Origin of the sequence: Acetobacter pomorum (assembly GCF_002738225.1) — a bacterium.
Lineage (GTDB): Bacteria > Pseudomonadota > Alphaproteobacteria > Acetobacterales > Acetobacteraceae > Acetobacter > Acetobacter pomorum.
Map to the genome: position 1 here is coordinate 1 of NZ_PEBQ01000093.1, position 18,188 is coordinate 18,188.

The 18,188-nt window shown below is 56.2% G+C and carries 24 protein-coding genes, 1 tRNA gene and 1 pseudogene; 14 read left to right on the plus strand and 12 right to left on the minus strand.

Features of this window, described 5'->3' with window-relative positions; genetic code table 11:
* Window positions 1–1,002: pseudogene (locus CSR02_RS05895) on the minus strand (Hint domain-containing protein); the annotation flags it as partial.
* Window positions 1,003–1,157: 155 nt separating this feature from the next.
* On the opposite strand from CSR02_RS05895, the gene CSR02_RS05900 reads away from it, so the two are divergent.
* Window positions 1,158–1,766, plus strand: coding sequence for a recombinase family protein (locus CSR02_RS05900; RefSeq protein ID WP_099540904.1), 609 nt, complete (start codon window positions 1,158–1,160; stop codon window positions 1,764–1,766).
* Window positions 1,767–1,853: 87 nt separating this feature from the next.
* On the opposite strand, the gene CSR02_RS05905 is transcribed toward CSR02_RS05900, so the two are convergent.
* Window positions 1,854–1,929 (minus strand) — tRNA-Ala (locus CSR02_RS05905).
* A 20-nt stretch (window positions 1,930–1,949) separates the two neighbouring features.
* Between CSR02_RS05905 and CSR02_RS05910 the strand changes: the two genes are divergently transcribed.
* The gene (locus tag CSR02_RS05910) at window positions 1,950–2,360 is read left to right on the plus strand and encodes a YggT family protein (protein ID WP_183172581.1); all 411 of its coding nucleotides are present in this window, start codon (window positions 1,950–1,952) and stop codon (window positions 2,358–2,360) included.
* Between the two features lie 4 nt (window positions 2,361–2,364).
* Window positions 2,365–2,811 carry a hypothetical protein gene (locus CSR02_RS05915; RefSeq protein WP_042786970.1) on the plus strand — a complete coding sequence of 149 codons (447 nt, stop codon included), beginning with the start codon at window positions 2,365–2,367 and terminating at the stop codon, window positions 2,809–2,811.
* Between the two features lie 118 nt (window positions 2,812–2,929).
* Here CSR02_RS05915 and CSR02_RS16550 read toward each other — a convergent pair whose 3' ends face one another.
* Window positions 2,930–3,106 carry a hypothetical protein gene (locus CSR02_RS16550; RefSeq protein ID WP_167384104.1) on the minus strand — a complete coding sequence of 59 codons (177 nt, stop codon included), beginning with the start codon at window positions 3,104–3,106 and terminating at the stop codon, window positions 2,930–2,932.
* 104 nt (window positions 3,107–3,210) lie between these two features.
* Between CSR02_RS16550 and CSR02_RS16555 the strand changes: the two genes are divergently transcribed.
* Window positions 3,211–3,360 (plus strand): hypothetical protein, encoded by a 150-nt coding sequence (locus CSR02_RS16555; RefSeq protein ID WP_167384105.1) that lies wholly within the window; start codon window positions 3,211–3,213, stop codon window positions 3,358–3,360.
* Window positions 3,361–3,380: 20 nt separating this feature from the next.
* Window positions 3,381–3,569, plus strand: coding sequence for a hypothetical protein (locus CSR02_RS05920; RefSeq protein ID WP_042786968.1), 189 nt, complete (start codon window positions 3,381–3,383; stop codon window positions 3,567–3,569).
* A gap of 68 nt (window positions 3,570–3,637) precedes the next feature.
* On the opposite strand, the gene CSR02_RS05925 is transcribed toward CSR02_RS05920, so the two are convergent.
* Together CSR02_RS05925 and CSR02_RS05930 are read right to left on the minus strand one after the other, a co-directional pair.
* Window positions 3,638–4,429 carry a hypothetical protein gene (locus tag CSR02_RS05925; protein ID WP_099540905.1) on the minus strand — a complete coding sequence of 264 codons (792 nt, stop codon included), beginning with the start codon at window positions 4,427–4,429 and terminating at the stop codon, window positions 3,638–3,640.
* Window positions 4,430–4,457: 28 nt separating this feature from the next.
* Entirely contained in the window at window positions 4,458–5,144 is a 687-nt protein-coding gene (locus tag CSR02_RS05930; RefSeq protein WP_099540906.1) for a YoaK family protein, read from the minus strand.
* A gap of 242 nt (window positions 5,145–5,386) precedes the next feature.
* Between CSR02_RS05930 and CSR02_RS05935 the strand changes: the two genes are divergently transcribed.
* From CSR02_RS05935 to CSR02_RS05945, 3 genes are all read left to right on the plus strand, one after another.
* Window positions 5,387–6,337, plus strand: a complete 951-nt coding sequence (locus tag CSR02_RS05935; RefSeq protein WP_099540907.1) for a hypothetical protein — start codon at window positions 5,387–5,389, stop codon at window positions 6,335–6,337.
* Window positions 6,338–6,432: 95 nt separating this feature from the next.
* Window positions 6,433–6,828, plus strand: coding sequence for a DUF805 domain-containing protein (locus tag CSR02_RS05940; protein WP_099540908.1), 396 nt, complete (start codon window positions 6,433–6,435; stop codon window positions 6,826–6,828).
* Between the two features lie 152 nt (window positions 6,829–6,980).
* On the plus strand, window positions 6,981–7,364 hold the full coding sequence (locus tag CSR02_RS05945; RefSeq protein WP_099540909.1) for a hypothetical protein: 384 nt from the start codon (window positions 6,981–6,983) through the stop codon (window positions 7,362–7,364).
* Window positions 7,365–7,467: 103 nt separating this feature from the next.
* Here CSR02_RS05945 and CSR02_RS05950 read toward each other — a convergent pair whose 3' ends face one another.
* Both CSR02_RS05950 and CSR02_RS05955 read right to left on the minus strand, forming a co-directional pair.
* Window positions 7,468–7,962 (minus strand): CHRD domain-containing protein, encoded by a 495-nt coding sequence (locus CSR02_RS05950; protein ID WP_099540910.1) that lies wholly within the window; start codon window positions 7,960–7,962, stop codon window positions 7,468–7,470.
* Between the two features lie 182 nt (window positions 7,963–8,144).
* Window positions 8,145–8,969 (minus strand): META domain-containing protein, encoded by an 825-nt coding sequence (locus CSR02_RS05955; RefSeq protein WP_099540911.1) that lies wholly within the window; start codon window positions 8,967–8,969, stop codon window positions 8,145–8,147.
* Window positions 8,970–8,975: 6 nt separating this feature from the next.
* On the opposite strand from CSR02_RS05955, the gene CSR02_RS16815 reads away from it, so the two are divergent.
* The 5 genes from CSR02_RS16815 (at window position 8,976) to CSR02_RS05975 (ending at window position 13,599) form a co-directional block, all read left to right on the plus strand.
* Window positions 8,976–9,152 (plus strand): hypothetical protein, encoded by a 177-nt coding sequence (locus CSR02_RS16815; RefSeq protein ID WP_208616812.1) that lies wholly within the window; start codon window positions 8,976–8,978, stop codon window positions 9,150–9,152.
* A gap of 15 nt (window positions 9,153–9,167) precedes the next feature.
* Window positions 9,168–9,842, plus strand: a complete 675-nt coding sequence (locus CSR02_RS05960) for a GIY-YIG nuclease family protein (protein ID WP_099540912.1) — start codon at window positions 9,168–9,170, stop codon at window positions 9,840–9,842.
* A 6-nt stretch (window positions 9,843–9,848) separates the two neighbouring features.
* The gene (locus CSR02_RS05965; RefSeq protein WP_042786959.1) at window positions 9,849–10,226 is read left to right on the plus strand and encodes a hypothetical protein; all 378 of its coding nucleotides are present in this window, start codon (window positions 9,849–9,851) and stop codon (window positions 10,224–10,226) included.
* Window positions 10,227–10,270: 44 nt separating this feature from the next.
* Window positions 10,271–10,957: an invasion associated locus B family protein gene (locus tag CSR02_RS05970; RefSeq protein ID WP_099540913.1), complete on the plus strand. Its 687-nt coding sequence runs from the start codon at window positions 10,271–10,273 to the stop codon at window positions 10,955–10,957.
* Window positions 10,958–11,382: 425 nt separating this feature from the next.
* Window positions 11,383–13,599 carry a TonB-dependent siderophore receptor gene (locus tag CSR02_RS05975; RefSeq protein ID WP_099540914.1) on the plus strand — a complete coding sequence of 739 codons (2,217 nt, stop codon included), beginning with the start codon at window positions 11,383–11,385 and terminating at the stop codon, window positions 13,597–13,599.
* A gap of 88 nt (window positions 13,600–13,687) precedes the next feature.
* Here CSR02_RS05975 and CSR02_RS05980 read toward each other — a convergent pair whose 3' ends face one another.
* The 3 genes from CSR02_RS05980 to CSR02_RS05990 form a co-directional block, all read right to left on the minus strand.
* On the minus strand, window positions 13,688–14,215 hold the full coding sequence (locus CSR02_RS05980; protein WP_099540915.1) for a c-type cytochrome: 528 nt from the start codon (window positions 14,213–14,215) through the stop codon (window positions 13,688–13,690).
* Between the two features lie 4 nt (window positions 14,216–14,219).
* Window positions 14,220–15,470: an FAD-dependent oxidoreductase gene (locus CSR02_RS05985; RefSeq protein ID WP_099540916.1), complete on the minus strand. Its 1,251-nt coding sequence runs from the start codon at window positions 15,468–15,470 to the stop codon at window positions 14,220–14,222.
* Window positions 15,471–15,561: 91 nt separating this feature from the next.
* Window positions 15,562–15,879, minus strand: coding sequence for a hypothetical protein (locus CSR02_RS05990; RefSeq protein ID WP_099540917.1), 318 nt, complete (start codon window positions 15,877–15,879; stop codon window positions 15,562–15,564).
* Between the two features lie 170 nt (window positions 15,880–16,049).
* Between CSR02_RS05990 and CSR02_RS05995 the strand changes: the two genes are divergently transcribed.
* Window positions 16,050–16,310, plus strand: coding sequence for a hypothetical protein (locus CSR02_RS05995; protein WP_099540918.1), 261 nt, complete (start codon window positions 16,050–16,052; stop codon window positions 16,308–16,310).
* Between the two features lie 82 nt (window positions 16,311–16,392).
* On the opposite strand, the gene CSR02_RS06000 is transcribed toward CSR02_RS05995, so the two are convergent.
* Both CSR02_RS06000 and CSR02_RS06005 read right to left on the minus strand, forming a co-directional pair.
* A complete protein-coding gene (locus tag CSR02_RS06000; protein ID WP_099541113.1) occupies window positions 16,393–16,671 on the minus strand; it encodes a hypothetical protein in 279 nt (92 codons plus the stop codon).
* Between the two features lie 184 nt (window positions 16,672–16,855).
* Window positions 16,856–18,172: a Hint domain-containing protein gene (locus CSR02_RS06005; RefSeq protein ID WP_099541114.1), complete on the minus strand. Its 1,317-nt coding sequence runs from the start codon at window positions 18,170–18,172 to the stop codon at window positions 16,856–16,858.
* Between the last annotated feature and the right edge of the window lie 16 nt (window positions 18,173–18,188).

An 18,188-nucleotide genomic window follows, 5' to 3' on the forward strand; every position in this document is an offset into this window, starting at 1 on the left:
GATAACAGAACGGGTGATGTCCTTGTTGTTCTGCCAGTCATAGGCAACAACTTCATCACCAATCTGCATGTCTTCCACAGCCACATCACCTTTGGTGGTGCGGATCATGCTGCCAGAAAGGAAGCAGGTGATGACCAATGTATTATCAGAGGAAGAAGATAAGCCATTTCCTGTATAATACGTATCGCCCTGAAATGTTCCGTCACTTACTGTTCCGGTAGCTGCTGCTCCACCGTAAAGATCTGCGGGTGTATAATAAACTGGGTTGCCAGAACTATCTGTGCTTTTCTGGGCAAAAGAAACATTTTGGGCGATATAGTTTTCGCCTTTAGAAGAACTTGTGCCGCCGTATTGGTCAACCCCAACCAAAGCATATGTATTTGTGCCAGTTTTTATCCATTCGATATTTGTATATCCAGAGCTGTTTTGAACAACTATTGAATCATCCGGGGTAAAATTTGTAATATTGGAAAGTGAATATGCTCCACTGGCTAACGTAACAGTATTGTGGCCACTCCCGGTTGTATTTCCGCCAAAATCAATGGTTGTGGTGTCCAAAGAGGCATTAACGCTCAGGTTTGCAGCATTTTCAAGTTTGATTGTGCCACCAGACACACCATTGGAGGTGCTCATGGTTACGCCATCAAGAACAACCGTTTGCTGGCTGCCAATAGTAATTCCACCGTTTGATTTAACCGGATCGGAACCAGTGAAGGTCACTGTTCCGGTGCCCGAGAATGTAAGAGTTTGTGGAACGGTATCGTAACTATAATGATTTCCATAAGGATCAATAAATGGAGAAGGATCTGTACTGATCGTGATGTCTGTATCAGTTGAAATGACAGCAGGGGTTTGTCCGTTCGGCGGATAAGAGGAAGTGGCCCCTGTGGAAGCATCCTTCCACATTGAAGGATTGTTAAAGTCACCGTCGCCGCCAGCCCAGTCGTATGTTGTATCTGCCATTTTCGTAATCCTTAAATTTTGAAAATATTTTGTATTCAAAATGTTTTGTTTAATTTTACATTTGAGTTGCACAAACAATTTTTGGGGCGTAAGTAATTAGGTGTGATTTTAACTAAGCAAGAGCCCTGATCTGTTCTTGCGCAATTCAAGATTTGCGTAAGGAACGCCCTGTTTTTTCTAAAGTTTAGACCTTTATGAATATGCAGAAATCACGCTGGAAAATTGGATATGCCCGAGTCAGCACGATAGGGCAGACTCTGGAACTTCAATTACAAACTCTCAAAGAATATGGATGCCAGCGTATCTACCGGGAAAAAGCGAGTGGAGCAGATACCAAGCGTGCGGAACTGCAGAAATTACTTGGCAATTTGCGGGCGGGCCAGATAGTGGTTGTTACACGGCTTGATCGGCTGGCACGCAGTACATTTGATCTATTCTCTATCGTCAGAACAATTTCCCAAAAAAACGCACAGTTTTACTCTCTGTCAGAGCCGTGGACAGATACCAGTACAAGTACAGGCCGCCTTATGCTGGCCATTTTGGGTGGTTTGGCGGATGTGGAGCGCGATCTTATTCGCACACGCACAGCGGAAGGGCGCGCACGGGCCATTGCGCAGGGAAAGAAGATGGGCCGCCGTGCCCGTATTACCATTGCCCAAAGGCAGGCAATTATTCAAAAACGGCTGGAAGGATGGTTGCTTAAGGATATTGCACAGCTGTTTGGTATCAGCCCGGCAACAGTCTCCCGCATTGTAACGGGGTCAGATAGCCACAAAAGCCGAAAAGACAAACAGAATAGATAATTTTGTTTTATCTTGGCGGAAAATAAAGTGTAAATTTTACACTTTCCACCAAAAAACCCAATAAAAACAATGGGTTGAACAGGAGGGTGGTGGAGCTGAGGGGAATCGAACCCCTGACCTCCTCATTGCGAACGAGGCGCTCTCCCATCTGAGCTACAGCCCCGCCTGTTCCGTGATTTTTGGGTGTATAGGGCTTACCAATTTGCTGTCAAGCTGTATTGTAGGCCCGCAATGGCAGATATGCGGGCATGCCATAAGGGTGTGCCCGGTTTTTTAGCAAGGCAGGGTTTGGCGTTCGTGTTTTTCGTGTTCATGCTGCTGATGCGGCTTTTAGAACTGTATAGCTGGGTGCTTCTGGCAGCCTGTATTTTTGTAAACCTGTATGCCTTTGGCATTCTGGATAACCGCAACCAGATTGTCTGGAAAATAGGCATGTTTCTGGAACGGGTAACAGAACCCGTGCTGGCCCCCATACGGCGTATGCTGCCAATGCCGGGCGGCATGGACTTTAGCCCAATGGTGGTGCTGCTTATTATCCAGTATGTGCTTCAGCCGGGGCTGGTCAGCCTGTTTCGTGCGCTAATGTATCATTAAAAACGTGCGGTGGCTGGCGTTGGCCCGGTTTGCAATAAAGGGAGCACCCGCCATGCCGCATCTTTTTCGCACATTGGGCCTGTTTTGCGCCACCATAGCTGCCACGCCCGCGCTGGCGCAGGATGCGCCGCCTGCCACACCCGCCCAGATTTACACCGGCACCATGCCCGGTGGGCAGGGCACGCTCAAACTGGTGCAAACGGGGGATGAAACCTTTGCCGAGGTTTCAGTTGTGGGGGATACCTGCGCCGGATCGGCCGAGGGCGCAGCCACACGCCACGGCAATACATGGGTGGTCACAACAGATCCGGAATATAATGGCCAGTCCTGCCGCATTACCTTCCGTATGGGGGCGCATGGCGTGGCAGACAGCACGGAACAAAACTGCGCGCCCTATCATAACGGGGCCTGCGCCTTTACCCACGCGCAACTGGCCCGCACGGCACAGTAAGGCCGCACCTTACAAACACACGCATACATACAGGCACAAAAAAAACCGCCGGGGCCTTTTATCAAGGCTGCGGCGGCTTTGCGGCGCTGTGGCGGGTGAAACCCCCGCCAGCGTGCTTTTAGTGACCGGAAGAAGGGTTCGGGTCTTTTTCAATGTGGATCAGGCTGTAGCTGCACATTACGATAACCGGAATAATAAAGGCCACCACAACAGAACCAAAAGATGTAACGTTCATGCCTAGGAAATACATCATCAGATCCAGGCCCAGCACTGCAACGCACAAAAACATGCCCATCCCAAAAACCCCTTTATATTGCTCCGCCAGAAACAGGCTGCCGGGCCTGCGCTGTTGCCTGTAACAGGTGTTGCACAGCCGCCATGCAGAGTCCGACCGGAATCTTGCCAAATCAAAACAGCGTCACACTTACTCTTTTGCCTCGCGTGGTCAACCGCTATCTGGCGCATGGCCTTGTGGCGGGTAATGCTGGTCTGCTTTTGCGCGGGTTGCGGGCAGAGGGAGCGGAGCCAATGTTTAAGGCAGGCTTATAAAACCAAGGATAAGATTTTTCATGTCTGAAAAAACAGAAAACCACACCCATCATCTGCCCTCCGCCACGGATATCAGCCGGGAAATGGAGCAGGTGAAGCGTGAATATGATATTGCGTTGAAGGACCGGCCAGAGCACGCAAAAGCATTGGGTGAACGCCTGCGCAAGCTGGAAGCCCAGTTGCAGGAAGGCGCACGCGGCCGCGGCTAACATCCGCCTCTATAACAGCCGGGCCGGGGCTTATGCGCCTTGGCCCGTATGGTGCAAAAACGCCCGGCCTAGTGCTGGGCGTTGCTGTTTGTAGCCGTGCTGCTTGTGCCCGTGGTGGGCTGCTGCGCCTGTGCCTTGGCCGCCCACGCCGCAGCCACAGCCTGCGGGCCTGTGAGCGGTTGTGCGGCCTGCACTCCCTGTGCCCCTTGCACAGCGGAGGAGGGTGTGGCGGCGGAATCCGGCTGGGTGTTCATAACGCGCTGGGGTTTTGGCTGCCCGTAGGCTGTATGCAGCGCCTGCTTTTGTGCCTCTATACTGGGCTGATGAAAGGCCGAAACCGGGCCAAACCCGATCAACCTGTCATGAAACCGGTTGGTGGAGGCTACAGGGGAGCGGATGCACCCTTTCACCACGGTGGAGCATGCGCCATCTGTGCCGATCATACGGTCATTATCGCCACTGTAATGCAGGTCATACACGTGGCCATCCACCAGGCGTATGGTGGCCACACAGGTTTTGCCCGCACCGCCAAAGGTGGTTTGTGTCATGTTCACAAATGTCTGGAGCGGAAACAGCGAGGAATCGTTGGTGGAAGGCATGTTGACCGAGCGCACGTACTGATAAATCGTGGTGTGGTCATCTATCTTCTGCGTTTTGTCGGGAATACCCGCGCAGGCCTGCAAATCCTCGTTTGTCATGCCAATCACGGCCAGCTGGCCCTTATGGGCGGTGCGGCTGTCTATATACCCGCAGCCTGCCAGCGCGGGCAGCAGCGCCAGAGTTACAAGCCAGCGCGCACGGCGCACAAAAAGGGCGGAAAAGGGCGAAGATGGCAGCGAGGGGCAGGGCAGAAAGGTCATTCTCTTGTCGCAAAAGGGTGGGTGGCGTTTAGGGCGGCGTGTTATGGGCTTCGGCGCGGGCAATATCCAAATATAGTAAAATCAGCAGGGGCAGGGGCCATATAAAGGGCAGCGGCATATGCCACGCCATGGCCAGAGTGCCACACAGCGCCCCCGCCGCAAACCCCAGCCAGGAAAGCCCCGGCAGCAGGGCTGCCCCCGGTGCAGGCGGTTTTACGGTGCTGCCCGGCCAACGTGCGGCCAAAGATGTGGCCAGGGCAGAGGCACATTTTAAAAGGTTGCTGGTGATGACAATGGTCTGGATAGCGGTGCCGGAAAAGCGGGCTATTGTCTCGCCCTGCACGGCCATAAGGGCGGGCAGCAGCACAAGGGCCAGCGTGCGGTGCCACGGTGTAAGCATGGCAATTTGCGTGGCCCCCAGCAGCACGCCCACACAGGCTATGCCAATGGCCGCCTGCCAGCGCAGCCGCGCCAGAGTGGCCAACATGGCCACCACAAAAAACGTGGCCAAAATACCCAGCAACATAAACGCATGCGGCCATATTCCCCCAACAAGGGCGGCGGCCAGATGGGTGGTGTTGCCTGTCATGGCGGAGGCAAACAGCCCGCCCAGATAAACAAAGCCCAGCGCATCCACATACCCGGCCAGAAGGTCCAGCACCAGAATACGCCGCGCAGAAACCCGCACCGAAGAGGAGGAAGAAGGCCCAGCCATATTTATGCTCACTCTATACACACATTACACAAAATCCACTGTGTGCCTTTTTTGCCCGCTATGGGGTGTATGTGCCACTCACAGGGGTGTAAGCCAGCGTGCCGGCCAGTGTGGGGGTGGCCGTGGGTGTGGAATCATGCATCTATGCGCAAGTTTATGCGGCATGGCCCGTGCGGCGGGCCTTGCTGGCAGGTGGGGTTTTTCCGTATTCTGCGGCCAGACCAAAGCAAGGAACAAAGTAGATGTTGGGATTCCGTCCTGTTTTTCTGGCGTTGGGGGCCTGCACTGCCCTGCTGGCCGCGCCCCCGGCGGCTTATGCGGCGGAGAAGAACCCTCATTACGGGCTGCAGATCATGAAGATGCGCCCCGGCCCACCCCCCATGACAGTTGCCACAGCCGCCCCCGGTGTTCTGGACTATGATGGCATACCCACCGTATTGGGCACAAATGCGGCCAACGTGGCTGGGCTGATGTATTTTTGCTACCACAACAAGCTGATAACAGACACCACGGTGAACATGCTGGGGCGTGAGCTGGCAGAACTGCCCGATGTGCGCGATTCGTCCGATTACGCATGGGGCGGCATTGGCATGCTGCGCCTTGGGCCGGACCAGATGTTTGATACCCGCACCCTCAACCGGGACCAGCGTGAGGCCGTGTGCTCCCGCACCGCCCTGATGGGGCCAGACCTGCTGAAGGCCGCCCGCAATGGCGATGCCGCGCCCGCAGTGGATAACCAGCGCGCCACGGATGAAAAACCAAGATGGCCGGCGGAACCGCCTCCCCCCATTCGTGCAGCGCCACCTGTTGCGGCTGCGGCGGCTGTTCCCGCCGGTGTGGCCGCCATGCCCAAGGTTACAGCCCCCGCGCGTGCGGTTTCTGCCCCTGTTGCACGTGCTGTGCCCCCGCGCCCGGCTGTGGTGGCGCCCTCTGTGCCATCTGCTCCGTATGTTGCGCCGCACGCCGTGGCGGCTGCCCCGCATGTTGCGCCGCCTGCGGTTTCTGCCCCCGCGCAGCAGGTTGTGGCTGCTCCACCACCTGCTGTGGTGGCCCCCAAGCCGGTGCCCTATACGCCGCTGCCCTCGCAACAGGCCATTCAGGATGAAGTGGCGCAAAAGGCGGAAGCGCGAGAGGCCGCAGCACAGGCCGAATTTGCGCGTCAGGCTGCCGCACAGGCCAGAGGTGTGCGCTAGGGCGCGTGCGTTTTGCCCCTTTGTAAAACAGGCTGCCCCGCTGGCTCCCATGCTGGCGGGCTTTTGCCTAGGCCGCCATAGAACAGAGGCGCCGTATGTCTATTCTGCTCAGGCAGTTTAAACAAAGTTTTAAATATACGGGCCGCCTGTCTGTTTCCGATTATCGGGTATGGAGCCTTTGGCTGCTTGTAATATTTGCGTTGACATATATTGCGCATTTATATGCTGTATCTGTGCTTAATAATAATGCAGCTGCCTCCATAAACGCCGTAACAGCGGTTTATGTGTTTTATACAGCGCTTTTATTTGTATATGTGTTTTTACTGTTTGCCATTGTTTCCGCTCTGGTTAGAAGAAACCATGATCTGGGCCGCAGCGGCTGGTTTTCTGTTTTATGGTTTGTTCCATATATAGGCATCATGTATTGGATTTACCTTGTTTGTGCCAAAGGCACGCAAGGCCCCAATGCCTATGGGCCACCCGCGCAATAGGCTGTGCTGTCTCTGGCCTTGGCCCACATTCTGCCACGGTTTGCAGCTTACTCTGCCGGAGTTGAACAAAACGGCTGCCCTATCTATCTGATTGTAGAAGTTTGGCAGATGCCCGCCCAACCGGCAGGCACTAGAAAGACGGATATAAACTAATGCGTAAGATTGTAACCCTTGGCCTTGCCACCGTTATGGCCGCCACCATTGGCACCGCTGCAAACGCCAGCGAGCCGGGCGGCTGCCTGAAGTATGGCGCTGCCGGTGCCGTGGGCGGCCATGTGGCCAACCATCATGCTGTGCTGGGTGCGGCGGCCGGGTGTGTTGCGGGCATGTATCGCCGGCACGAATACCGTAAGGAAGCCCGCGCCAAAGCTGCGCTGTATGATAAGGAACACCCCGGCGCAAAAGGCACGTATGAGCAAAAAGCCACAGCGTATGATGTAGAACATTCTACCACCCCCGGCACCATGCAGCCCAACCCGCAAAACAATGCCGGCCCGCAGGCTGAGCCTCAGCCAGAAGGAGAGCAGCACCTGTAAGCTGTGGCCCATGCCTGCCTTTTGGGCATAAAACGCAAAAAGGCCCCGCTGCCTTGGCCCTTATACTGGGTGCAGGCAGCGGGGCCTTTTTTATGTGCGCAGCTTAGGTGTGGTTGGAGTCTTGCGCGTGGTCAGGGTAAGGAGATGTCAACTGCGCGCGGGCTTCCCCCTTGGGGTAGGCGGCGGTGTGGAGGTTGACGTACATCTTGCCCGCGCTAAGTGCCTTTTCCTGCTCTGCGGTTAAAACAGCCGTGCCAGAAAACGGGCTTTTAAACGGGCCTTTCAGGGTAATCATATGGTCGGCTTCCTGCCCCGGATCTGCCGGGCCATGAAAATGCGCCACCGTAACCGGCCCGCTCAGCCCATCCCATGTAATGGTATAGCGCAGCTCATGCGTGGAAGGGAAAAACACCGCATCCACCTTGCCGCTGGGGTGCGATGTGGCATTGTGCTCAGCACTAAAATCACCTGCAAAGCGTTCGCTCCGCTCGGCATGGGCGGTGGAAACCAGCGCGCTGATAGCCGCCGGGGCCACCGTAATGGCAAGTGTGACACCCAGAGCCACGTTGCGAAATACTTTTTTGCTGGCTGAAATCATACAAAAGCGCCTTCTCGAACATAAAAGATAAGGGGGCGATATGCCTGTAACGGCCTGCCCCGGCAGAGGTTCCTGCACGGGGTGGGCGGGCACATTTTGTTTATATATGGGGCTGGCGCGGCGGCGGTGTTAGGGCCGCGTGCTCTCACGCCTGCGTGATGCACCAGCCCGTTTGCAAAGGGTTAAAATACCTGCCGCAAGCGAATGGTTTTGCCGCCGGAGGTTTGCAGCACAAGGTGTGTGCCATCTGTTGTCCAGCCGGTTACGCTGTTCAGCAGCGGGCGGAAGGTGTTGGCAATATCGTTCTGTTTGCCAATGCAGGCCATCTGCGTGCTAATGCCCCCTGCGGGTATGGATTTTACGCTGCCCTTTGGCCCAAATATCAGCCCGCCCACATAGCGGTTGCAGCCATCGGAACCAGAAATCTTGCCCGTATCGTTAATGTCCAGCGTGGGGGCAAACATGTCTGCCGCCGGGTTGGGGTTTTCATCCGTGGCGCTGTCATCCGTATCGGGCACAAAATTGCCGCCGCGCAGCCTGCGGCCATCCATGGCGGTAACCACCCAGCGCGTATCGTTCAAACTGGTGGGGGGCACAAGGTTGCCGCCGCAGCCGTGCAGGGTTTTGGTGGCGGTTGTTAGGGTTACGGTATCTGTAAACACCTGCCCGGTCATGCCATCTGTGCAGGCAGAGGCGGTAAGGGCGGCTTTTATGTCCGATGCCTCATAATACCGGGTGCCAGCTTCAGAATACGCATGGCGGATCACACGGGCCATGCGCGGGCCATCCGGTGTTTCAACAGAAAGCGCGCCATCGGCCAACGTCATGTTCCAGAAGGGTTCGTTCCCGCGGGCTTCATACACCCCTTTGGGGCCGGTGGCGGCCACCGGGGTTTCCTTGCCTTCTGGCGTGGTGGGGGTGCGGGGTTCTGCACAGCCAGCCAGCATCGTGCCCGCAGCGCACAGCGCAAAAAGGCCGGAGCGGAAAAAAGGGGCAAAAAAGCGCATGGCCAGGTGTCCTTCTGGTTTGGGTGCCCCTTGGCAGCACAGGCACGCCGGGCGGTAAAAAAGGGCGGAAGTGTATCTGTGCCGCATAATGCCCAAACTGTTAAGAGGCCCGAATGGCAGCCGGGCCGGTGCCGGGGGTTTTGTGGCCTGCGCGCGCGCAGTATGGAAGGGGCAGCAGAGTGATTAAAGGAGACCCCCATGCCCCAGCCCAGTGGATATGACCCCGAAGAAAATGCCGAAATAGGCGCCGATGCCGGTTATGTTTATGTGCTGACAAACCCGGTAATGCCGGATTTGATAAAAATAGGCATTGCGCGGGATGTCACAGCTCGCATGCGTTCCCTGTATCAATCTGGCGTGCCGGTGCCGTTTGAATGTTTTTACGCCAAGCATGTGCCCAGTTGCCGGCAGGTGGAAGCCGCGCTGCATAAGGCGTTTGATCCCCACAGAGTTAATAAGAGCCGCGAGTTCTTTCGGCTGGACCCGGAATGCGCGCGTGCCATTTTGGATGTTATGCCCGGTGAGGAACTGGATCTTTCAGAAGATGCCGGTGCGGAAGATGAAAACGATATGGTCGCCCTGAACAGGGAACAACGCCGGGCAGAGCGGTTTAACTTTGGTATGGTAAATATTCCACCTGGCGCGGTGCTGACATGGGTGCGGGACCCCGCCATAACCTGCACTGTGCATAACAACAAAAGTGTGGAGTTTGAGGGCAAGGTTGTCAGTCTTTCAGATGCCGCGCGCATATTGTTTGCACGCTCAGGCTCTAAACAACGGGCGTTCCGTGGCCCACTTTATTGGCAGTATAAGGGCAAGACCTTGCAGGAACTGCGTATGGAGCAAGAAAACGCAGATGAAGATACAGAATAGAAAAGCATGAAAATACAGGGTTACAACTTTTTTTGCGATATGCCCGATGACGCGCGCTACCTGCGCCGTGCCCAGCCGGATGAGCGGTTTATTGAAGAAAACATGATCTTCATTCTGCCAGACCGGTTGCGCAAGTTTCGGCGCAATTTGTGGCATGTGCGGCGCAACCCTGGGCCGGTGCATATTTATGTGCCGCTGTTTAGGGTGGAAACCCTGCTGGAGAGTGACCCCCTGCCGCCAGAATACGGCCCCCCGCAGGATGTATTTCCGTTTTACACCCACACCACCCGCAGGCGTGGTCGCGCGCTGGATTACTACGTGCTGTTTATTTTCCGCGATAAGGAATCCTTCGTGCGGTGCAGCGCCGCCCTGCCTGTGCCCTAGTGGCGGCAGGCGGGTTTATAACGCAAACAACAGGAGCAAGAGCTATGGCCCGGCAGCGTTTTTTAAAAGTGCTTTTTGCACAAGCGGGGCTTTTTGCCGCCTGTGGTATTGTGGCGGGGGTGCTGGGGGGTGCGGCGCAGGCTGCCAGCACATCTCCTTCACAAGATAATACATTGCTCGATACGCTGCATGATAAAGGCCCCGTAGGCACAGGGCAGGCAGGTACGCTCCAGATAGACCGCAAAAGCGGCATTATCCAGAGCTGGGGCTGGCAGTGCAATTTTAACAGTGCCACCAGCAAGCCGTTTGTATGTGGTGTAACGCAGAATTTTCAGATGAACGATGTGCAGCACCACATTGTCAGCCTTATTGGTAGCATGCAGGTTATCCGGGCCGTGCCCCCCAACGGCACGGTGCGGTTATCGGATGCACCTTACAGAATTATCGTGCGTGTGCCGCTTGGCCTTTCATTAAGCAAACATTCCTTTTTGGGGGTGGATAACGCCGCGCCCGTGCCGCTGGAGTGGGATTATTGCGATAACCGAGGCTGCGTGGCGCAGGCCACCTTTACGCTGGAGCTGATGGACGCCCTGCGCCGTGGCAGCACGGGCCACCTGATGTTGGCCAAGCGCGGTGCTGGCGTGCTGACCATAAACTTTCCGCTTGGGGGGCTGGGGCCTGCGCTGGATACGGCAGATGGCTGGGCCAGCAAGGGGGAAGTGTCTCCCTAACGCCACAGTTACAACTGCAATCTGTTCTCATCCGCAAATTTTAGAGAGCACGCGCGCCCTGTTTGCCCCCACAAAAGCGGGGCATAAACAGTGTTGGCCCAAAGGGTAAGGCAGGCAGGGGCATAGGGGTGTATTGCCCCTTTTTGCTCTGCCACATGTGGCGTGTTCTGTTTTAAAAACGCCCGAACCTTAAAAGAATATTTATAAAATATCGCCGCCACTTTGTGGCCTTAGTGGTGCTGCGTGCGCGCCTGTGTGTGGGGGTGCAGCCTATGTTTTTTGCTCCCTGAAACAGCTCCCAAAAAGAGGCACGCTGGGGCACAAAACCCCCAAAAATCTGCCCGTTATTAATTCTTGAAAATGATTCGCATTATTGGTAACTGCCCAGCCACAAGTTCAGCAGGAACCACAGGATACATACGGGTATGAACCGCAATACGACTCTCTTTTGTGCGCTTCCCCTTACATTTTTCATCAGCGGTAAGGTTCTTGCAGCAACCCGGAGCACAAGCACCGGGCCATCTCAACAGGTTGGGGCCACGGCGGCAAAACAGGGCCGGGCCGCCAACCAGAAACCCGCCTCTGCCGTGCATGTGGAAGGGGTGGAGGTGCGCGCACGCAGGGCCTCCACCATGGCCTCATCCGCCACCAAATCCAACACACCGCTGATTGAAACAGCCCAGTCTGTTACAGTCATTACGCGGGACCAGATGGATGTGCGCGGCGTGCTCAGCCTTAATCAGGCCATCCGTTATGCGGCGGGCATTACGTCTGATCTGCGTGGTGGTGGCGTGGGCACGCGGTATGATCAGTTCATGCTGCGTGGCTTTACCGTGCCCACCTTTTTGGATGGGCTGAAGGTGCAAAGCAGCCCCACCGGGTACGCCACAGCGCAAACAGATACATCGCGCCTAGATAGGGTGGAGGTGTTAAAAGGCCCGGCATCTGCCCTGTATGGGCAATCCAGCCCCGGCGGGCTTGTGGCCCTTTCCAGCAAACTGCCGATAGACAAACAGTTTTACGGAGATATCACCACCACAGGCGGCAGTTTTGATCTGTACCGCGTGGATGCCGATGTAGGCGGTTATGCCACCAAGGATGGTTCCGTACAGTATCGGCTTTATGGCACGGTTAACGGTCAGCACAGCCAGCTTGCCCGCACCGGCAGCCGCCGTTTTTCCATAAGCCCGGCCTTTACCTTTGGCGCCAAAGGCCCTACCACGCTCACCCTGCTGGGCAATTATCAGTACGACCCCGAAAACGGCACCTATGGCGGCGTGCCGCTTGTGGGCTCTCTCAAACGTGCCTCCTACGGCTATCTGCCGCGCAACTTTTATGATGGTGACGTGCCTTTTGAAAAGTTCAACCGCAGGCAGGGCGGCATTACCTATATTCTGAACCACAAGTTTAATGATAATTGGAGCTTTAGCACCCGCGGCCGGTATGATGACATCAAAACCATTTACCGCAGCGTGTATGATAGCGGCTATTACGATACAGACCCCACAATGCTGGCCCGTTCCGCCTTTGGCACCAACGAGCACACGCATAATCTGGCGTTTGATAGCCAGTTTAAGGGCCATGTGCGCACCGGGCCTGTGACGCATGACATGATGTTCGGGTTTGACTACATGCAGCAGAGCGCATCAGAAGTGGGCTATTATGCCTCGGCGCCCTCTCTGAACGTGCTGCACCCCGATTACCACATGACCATGCCCAACATGGGCAGCCCGTATATGAGCTACCAGACAGATTCACACCAGATTGGCATGTACGCGCAGGATGAACTTCGTTGGAAAAAGATGATTATTACAGGAAGTTTGCGGAATGACTGGTACAGATCCCACCAGATGAACTATATCAGCCACACCGGCACCAGTGAAAGCCCGCGCCAGATTACATGGCGCGCCTCTGGCCTGTATCACTTTGATTTCGGGCTTGCGCCTTACATCAGCTATTCCACATCCTTCCAGCCGCAATCTGGCATTGTGTCCAACAATGGGGGGCAGAGCTTCCATCAGGCAGATCCCTCACTGGGTAAACAGCTTGAAGGCGGCGTGAAGTATCAGTTCCCCGGCACATCCGTATTGCTTACGGCTGCGGGCTTCCATATCGAGCAATCCAACGTGTTGGTGGCTGTGGGGAATCTGGGCTACAATACGCAAAGTGGCAAGGTACATTCAGATGGTTTTGAATTTGAAGCCCACGCCGAACCCTATAAAAACCTGATGATTACCGCAGCCGTAAGTGTGCAGAAGGTAAAGGATGATTCCACCGGCAAGCCGCTTATGCAGTCTGGCAAGGGCAATGCCTCGCTGTTTGCCTATTACACTATGCCCAAAGGGGTGATGAAGGGTTTTGGCTTTGGCGGCGGCCTGCGCTATTCCGCCCCAAGCTATGGGGGCCAGGCCTCTTACGGCACCGTGCATGTGCCGCAATACACGGTGTTTGATGGCTCCATCGGGTATGATCTGTCCAACCTTTCTCCCTCCCTGCGTGGGTGGAGCGTGGCGGCCAGCGTGCGCAACCTGTTTGATAAAAAGTATATCGGCAATTGCATGGCCTATGCCTCTTACGGGCAGGAATGGTGCTATTATGGAGAGCGCCGAAATGCCCAAGGCAGCATTGGCTTTAAGTGGTAAATAAACCGGCTGTTTTGTAAAACAGACCAAAATGCCAGATACATTTTAAAAACCCCGCCCGCTATAAAACAGTGGGCGGGGTTATTTTTTACCGTGTGCGCGGGGCCTTGCCCGGTGGTGCCGCTTTTACGGGCGGCAGCGCATTGGGGGCGGGAAACACCATTTGCGCCAAGCGGTTTTCATCCGCCGGTAAGGGAGTATGCCCCGGCTCTGTGCCGTTTTCACGCAGCAGAAAGGCCATAATGTCTATGTTGTCCTGCGGGGGCAGGGTGCCCGGCGCCATCAGTGGCATGGCGTGGGTAATGTAGGCGTACAGCTTGTTGAGCGGTGTGTTGGCCCAGCGGGCTACAAACAGCCCGCGCAGGGGCGGCATATCATGCGCGCCTTCCAGCGCTGCACCGTGGCACATGGCGCAGGTGCCTGCGTAAATCTGTGCCCCGTGGTCTGCCTGTTCTGCGGTAAAGCTGGGTGCTGTGGCAGGTGCGGGGGCTGGGGCATGGCGCGGGGCGGCAAGGGCTGCGTGTGTGGTGGCCACAAGCGCGGTTATGGCCAACAGTGCTGTGCAAAACCCTTTGGCCTTTTGGGCCTGTTTTGCAAAAATGGGGTGCGGTGCCATGCCGTTATCCTCTGCGGGGCCGAAAGCGGGAGAACAGATCTTCAAACACAGCCACGGCCTGTTCGGCCTCTGCGCGGTTGGGCTGTTCCATACTGTTGCCCACGCCTTCCAGCTCCCCTAGGCCAGAAAGGTTGACACCCTGCACCATCAGCCCATCGGATTTGGAAAGCATGGCCGCACCCTTATAGCGCACGCCATAATTGGCCGCCGGTTGTGGCGGCAGCCACGCCGTTTGCCCACGCACGGGAATAAGGGATTTATCACCCCACAAATCCCGCGCGGCATAGCCGGTGCAGTTAAACACCACGCGTTCGGGCAGGTCTGCCACCTCGGATGGGCTATGGAACTCCCGTATCTCAATCCGCCCGCCAGCCTGATAGAAGTCAGAAAGCAGGGCGTGGCCGAACGCGCCAAAATTATAAATCATAATGGGCTTGCGCCGGGCATACGCTACGGGGAAAGGGTTGTCCGCCCCGGCCAGAAGCTCCGCTGCGGGAATAATGTCCTTTATCCTGTCACCATATTTGGCAAACTCGGCCTCGCTTTGCGGCATGCCGGTGGAGGCATAGGAGCCTTTGCTGATATCAGGCGCGGGCTCGGTATGGTCGGCCTCATCCGGCGGGGTGTCGGAGAGAATGTAATTGTCTCTAAAATCCACCGGGTTGCCGGGCAGGCCCAGATATTCCCGGTAGGTTTGCCAGGAATATCGGGCCATGCGCTCCCACGTGGCGGCAAAATCTGGCGTTGCGGCGGTTATCAGCGCAATGCGTGAATCTGGCGTCCAACTGCCATTGGCCCGCACAGAGCGCGTATGGGGCAGCATGTCCCGCGCATAAATAGTTACATTCATGCCTGCGCGCTGGGCGGTTATGGCGGTGGTGAGGCCAATAATGCCGCAGCCAATAACGGCCACGCGTTTTTCCATCAGTGGGGCGGCGCGTTCCACCGCCATGGCGGCAGACCCCCATGAAAGAGACCACCCGCTGCCACCATGCCCGTAATTATGCACCACAATTTTATCTGCCACCGGCTCTATTTCCAGCCGAGGGCCAGCGGGGCGGAAGGGGCGCAGGCACACCTTAATGTCCATTATCTGGTCTGCATGCACGCGGGCGGGCGTAAGCGGGGGTACGGTGCCGGGCGGCGCGGTGCGGCCCATGGCCTGAGCGGCCTCTGGCACGCTGGCCCAGCTTTTGCGCCCGGCGGCCAGCGCCCCGGCAGCCAGAGAAGCGGCAAAAAGGTTTCTGCGTTTCAAAAGGTCTGTCCTCTATACGGTTTCTGTTTTGTTGCGCAGCGGTGGCGAGGGGGCAACATAGCAGGGCAAGGATGTTTCCAAAACCCACATATCAGCGGGTGGGGGTGTGCTCTGCCGCCAGCTCGGCCAGGGTTTGGGGGTCATCATGCGCAATGTCATCCGCCAGCGCGTGCAGGGTGGCGGCGCAGTCCAGCACCGCCAGCGGGCCGTTGGTGAAGTAAAGCTGGCCCACAAGCGGGGTTATCTGCCCGGCGCAGTTTTGCAAAACTGTCACAATCTGGCGCACGGTGGCGGTATCCTGCGCAAGCTGGCGGGCCATATAGGCGCGCGTGCCGGGCAAGGGCGGCCATGCCTGCGTGTTGGGCAGGGGGCGCTTGCGGGGGGCGGAAGGCGCTGGCGGTGTGGGCATAACGGGCTTTATCCTGCAAGAGGTGTTCTTGCACGCTTAGGCAGGACCATGCGGGCGGGAAAGAGGCGTGCCCGCTGCATGCATAAGAGATGCGCTGCAACAGAACTTTCACCCCTTAAAGGGCAATGCCATGCTGGCTCATGTTATTTATATATAAAGGATGACGCATTATGGCCGACACCACCCCCAAAAAGGCGGATCTTGTTGCGCAGGAACTGAAGGGGATTTTAGAAAAATCTGGCAAAAACTGCGTGACCCTGCCGTGGGCAGATGTTTATGCCATTGCAGAGCGCAAGCACTGGACAGACAAGGCCCATGAAGAAACCAGAGATGAATTGCATGCGCGGGGTGTAACAATAGGGTACGGCAAGCACGTTGTGATTGTAGCAAAGGATGAAAACTTTGCACCAGTGGCAGGCGTATCCAAGTAATTTTGCGGCTGCAATAACCAAGCTGCTGTCATGGCGTATCTTCTCTTTTGCGGAAGGGTGCGCCATTTCTTTTTTTGGCGCGTTAATCTCGCGTGCCCCAGCGCCACTTCCACCCGCCTTTGGTGCGGGTTTTGCACACCCAGAAAAAGGCCACCGTGGCGGCAAGGTTCAGCACCATCACCACGCCCACGGCCACAAGCGGCCTGCGCAGGGGCAAAACCGACAGCCCAAAGGTGGAACCCAAAGTAACAGCCAGAAAAAGCCCCAAGGCCACCCAGCCCTGCCACGCAATAGGCAGGCCCGCGCCATAGCCAAAACGCTTGGCGGCAAACCATGCGGGGGGTGTGGAAGGTTTGGTCATACTGCCAGCCTTTCTACCGTAAGGATGAAGTGCTGGCAGTATACAAAAAAGGGCATCTGGCAGAAGCAGAATGCCCAAAAAGTGATGGCCCCATACGGCAGGGGGCGCAGGTGTGTGCCCCCTGCCGTGCAACATATTGGGGCCTTGTAAAAACGCCCCAATATGCCAGCCTGTTTTTAAAGGATCAGGCTGTTTTTGCGGTTATGGTCTGCTCTGTTTCATACCAGCCTTCGGGCTTTTCAGCCTGCAAATGTGCGGTAATGGCGTGGCGCTTCCGGCCAGAAAGCAGGGTAATGTCTGCCACAGCCACGCCAAGGTTGCGCCGGTCATCTACATACGGGCCAATAATATCCGCAGGGCGGCTTGTGCGGGAGAGCAGATGCACAGACTGTGTGTGGGGCGGCAGAATAAAATTGTAAGTGTTGTTCTGGCTGTTTGCGGGCCAGATGGTGGCGCCACTGGCGGTTTTCAGGCGCAGTTGCGGGGCCTGTGTGGTTTCTGCCGCCGGTTTGCGGGCACCTTCAGGCAGGCGGGCCATAATCTGCTTGAACAGGGGTTCCACTTTATCCCGCGCCACATAAAGCGGGGCGGCGGCATCTTCCTGCCAGCTTTTGGGTATCTCCCCAATCCGCACCACATTGCCATCGGATACAAAGCTGCTGCGGTTGCCGGTATCCAGATAACTTTCAGTTAGCACACCATTGGCCATAATAACGGCATGGTTGGGGGCTTCGATATGGTAATATTCGTAAGAGCTGATGGATTTATCATAAAAGATGGAAACCCCGTTCACCAGCATGCGCACGGGCACAAAGCCGCCGTTTAAAAATAGGCAGTGCTCGGCCGTTATGAGCAAATCTTGGTTGGGCACGCCGGGGGCAATGGCGTTTTCCACAATACGCACGGGCCAGCCTGCCATATCATCGGGCAGGGCGGGGTTAACGGTGCACTGCGCCTTGCCCGCCCAGATAAGGGCTGCGGGCTGTGTGCCAGCATTGTTATGCACCAGCACCTCATCCCCCGCGCGCAAATCCTGCACGGCCACGGTGCCCGTTGGGGTGCTGATCTGGCTATCTGCCAAAAAGCACACTGTGGCCTGATGATTGTGGTTGAAGCTGGCAATTCTGGACAAGGGCACAGTGGTGCCATGATGGTGCCAGCCACCCAGATCATACACATTGCCGTGCAGGGTAATGGTGCCCAAAAACTTTCCGTGCGCATTTTCCAGCGTGATCACGGTTGTTTTTGTAAATTTGTTGTAACTTACAGTACTTTTGGAAGTTGAGAGATGGTCCTGCGCGCTGAATGTCAGCACGTTGGAGATGTTTTTTCCAAAATTGCCGCTCACTGTCAGCGCAATGGGATGATGGGGGGAGAGGTTCTGGATCTCCAGATTCCCGCCTGTGCCCGTAAAATCTACGTTGCTGTGGCGTGCCGAATCTGCGGCATCAAACACAACGGTTTTGTTGGTATCTACGGTGGTTTTTTCAACGGTTGGCATGGGTTTTTCTTTCATG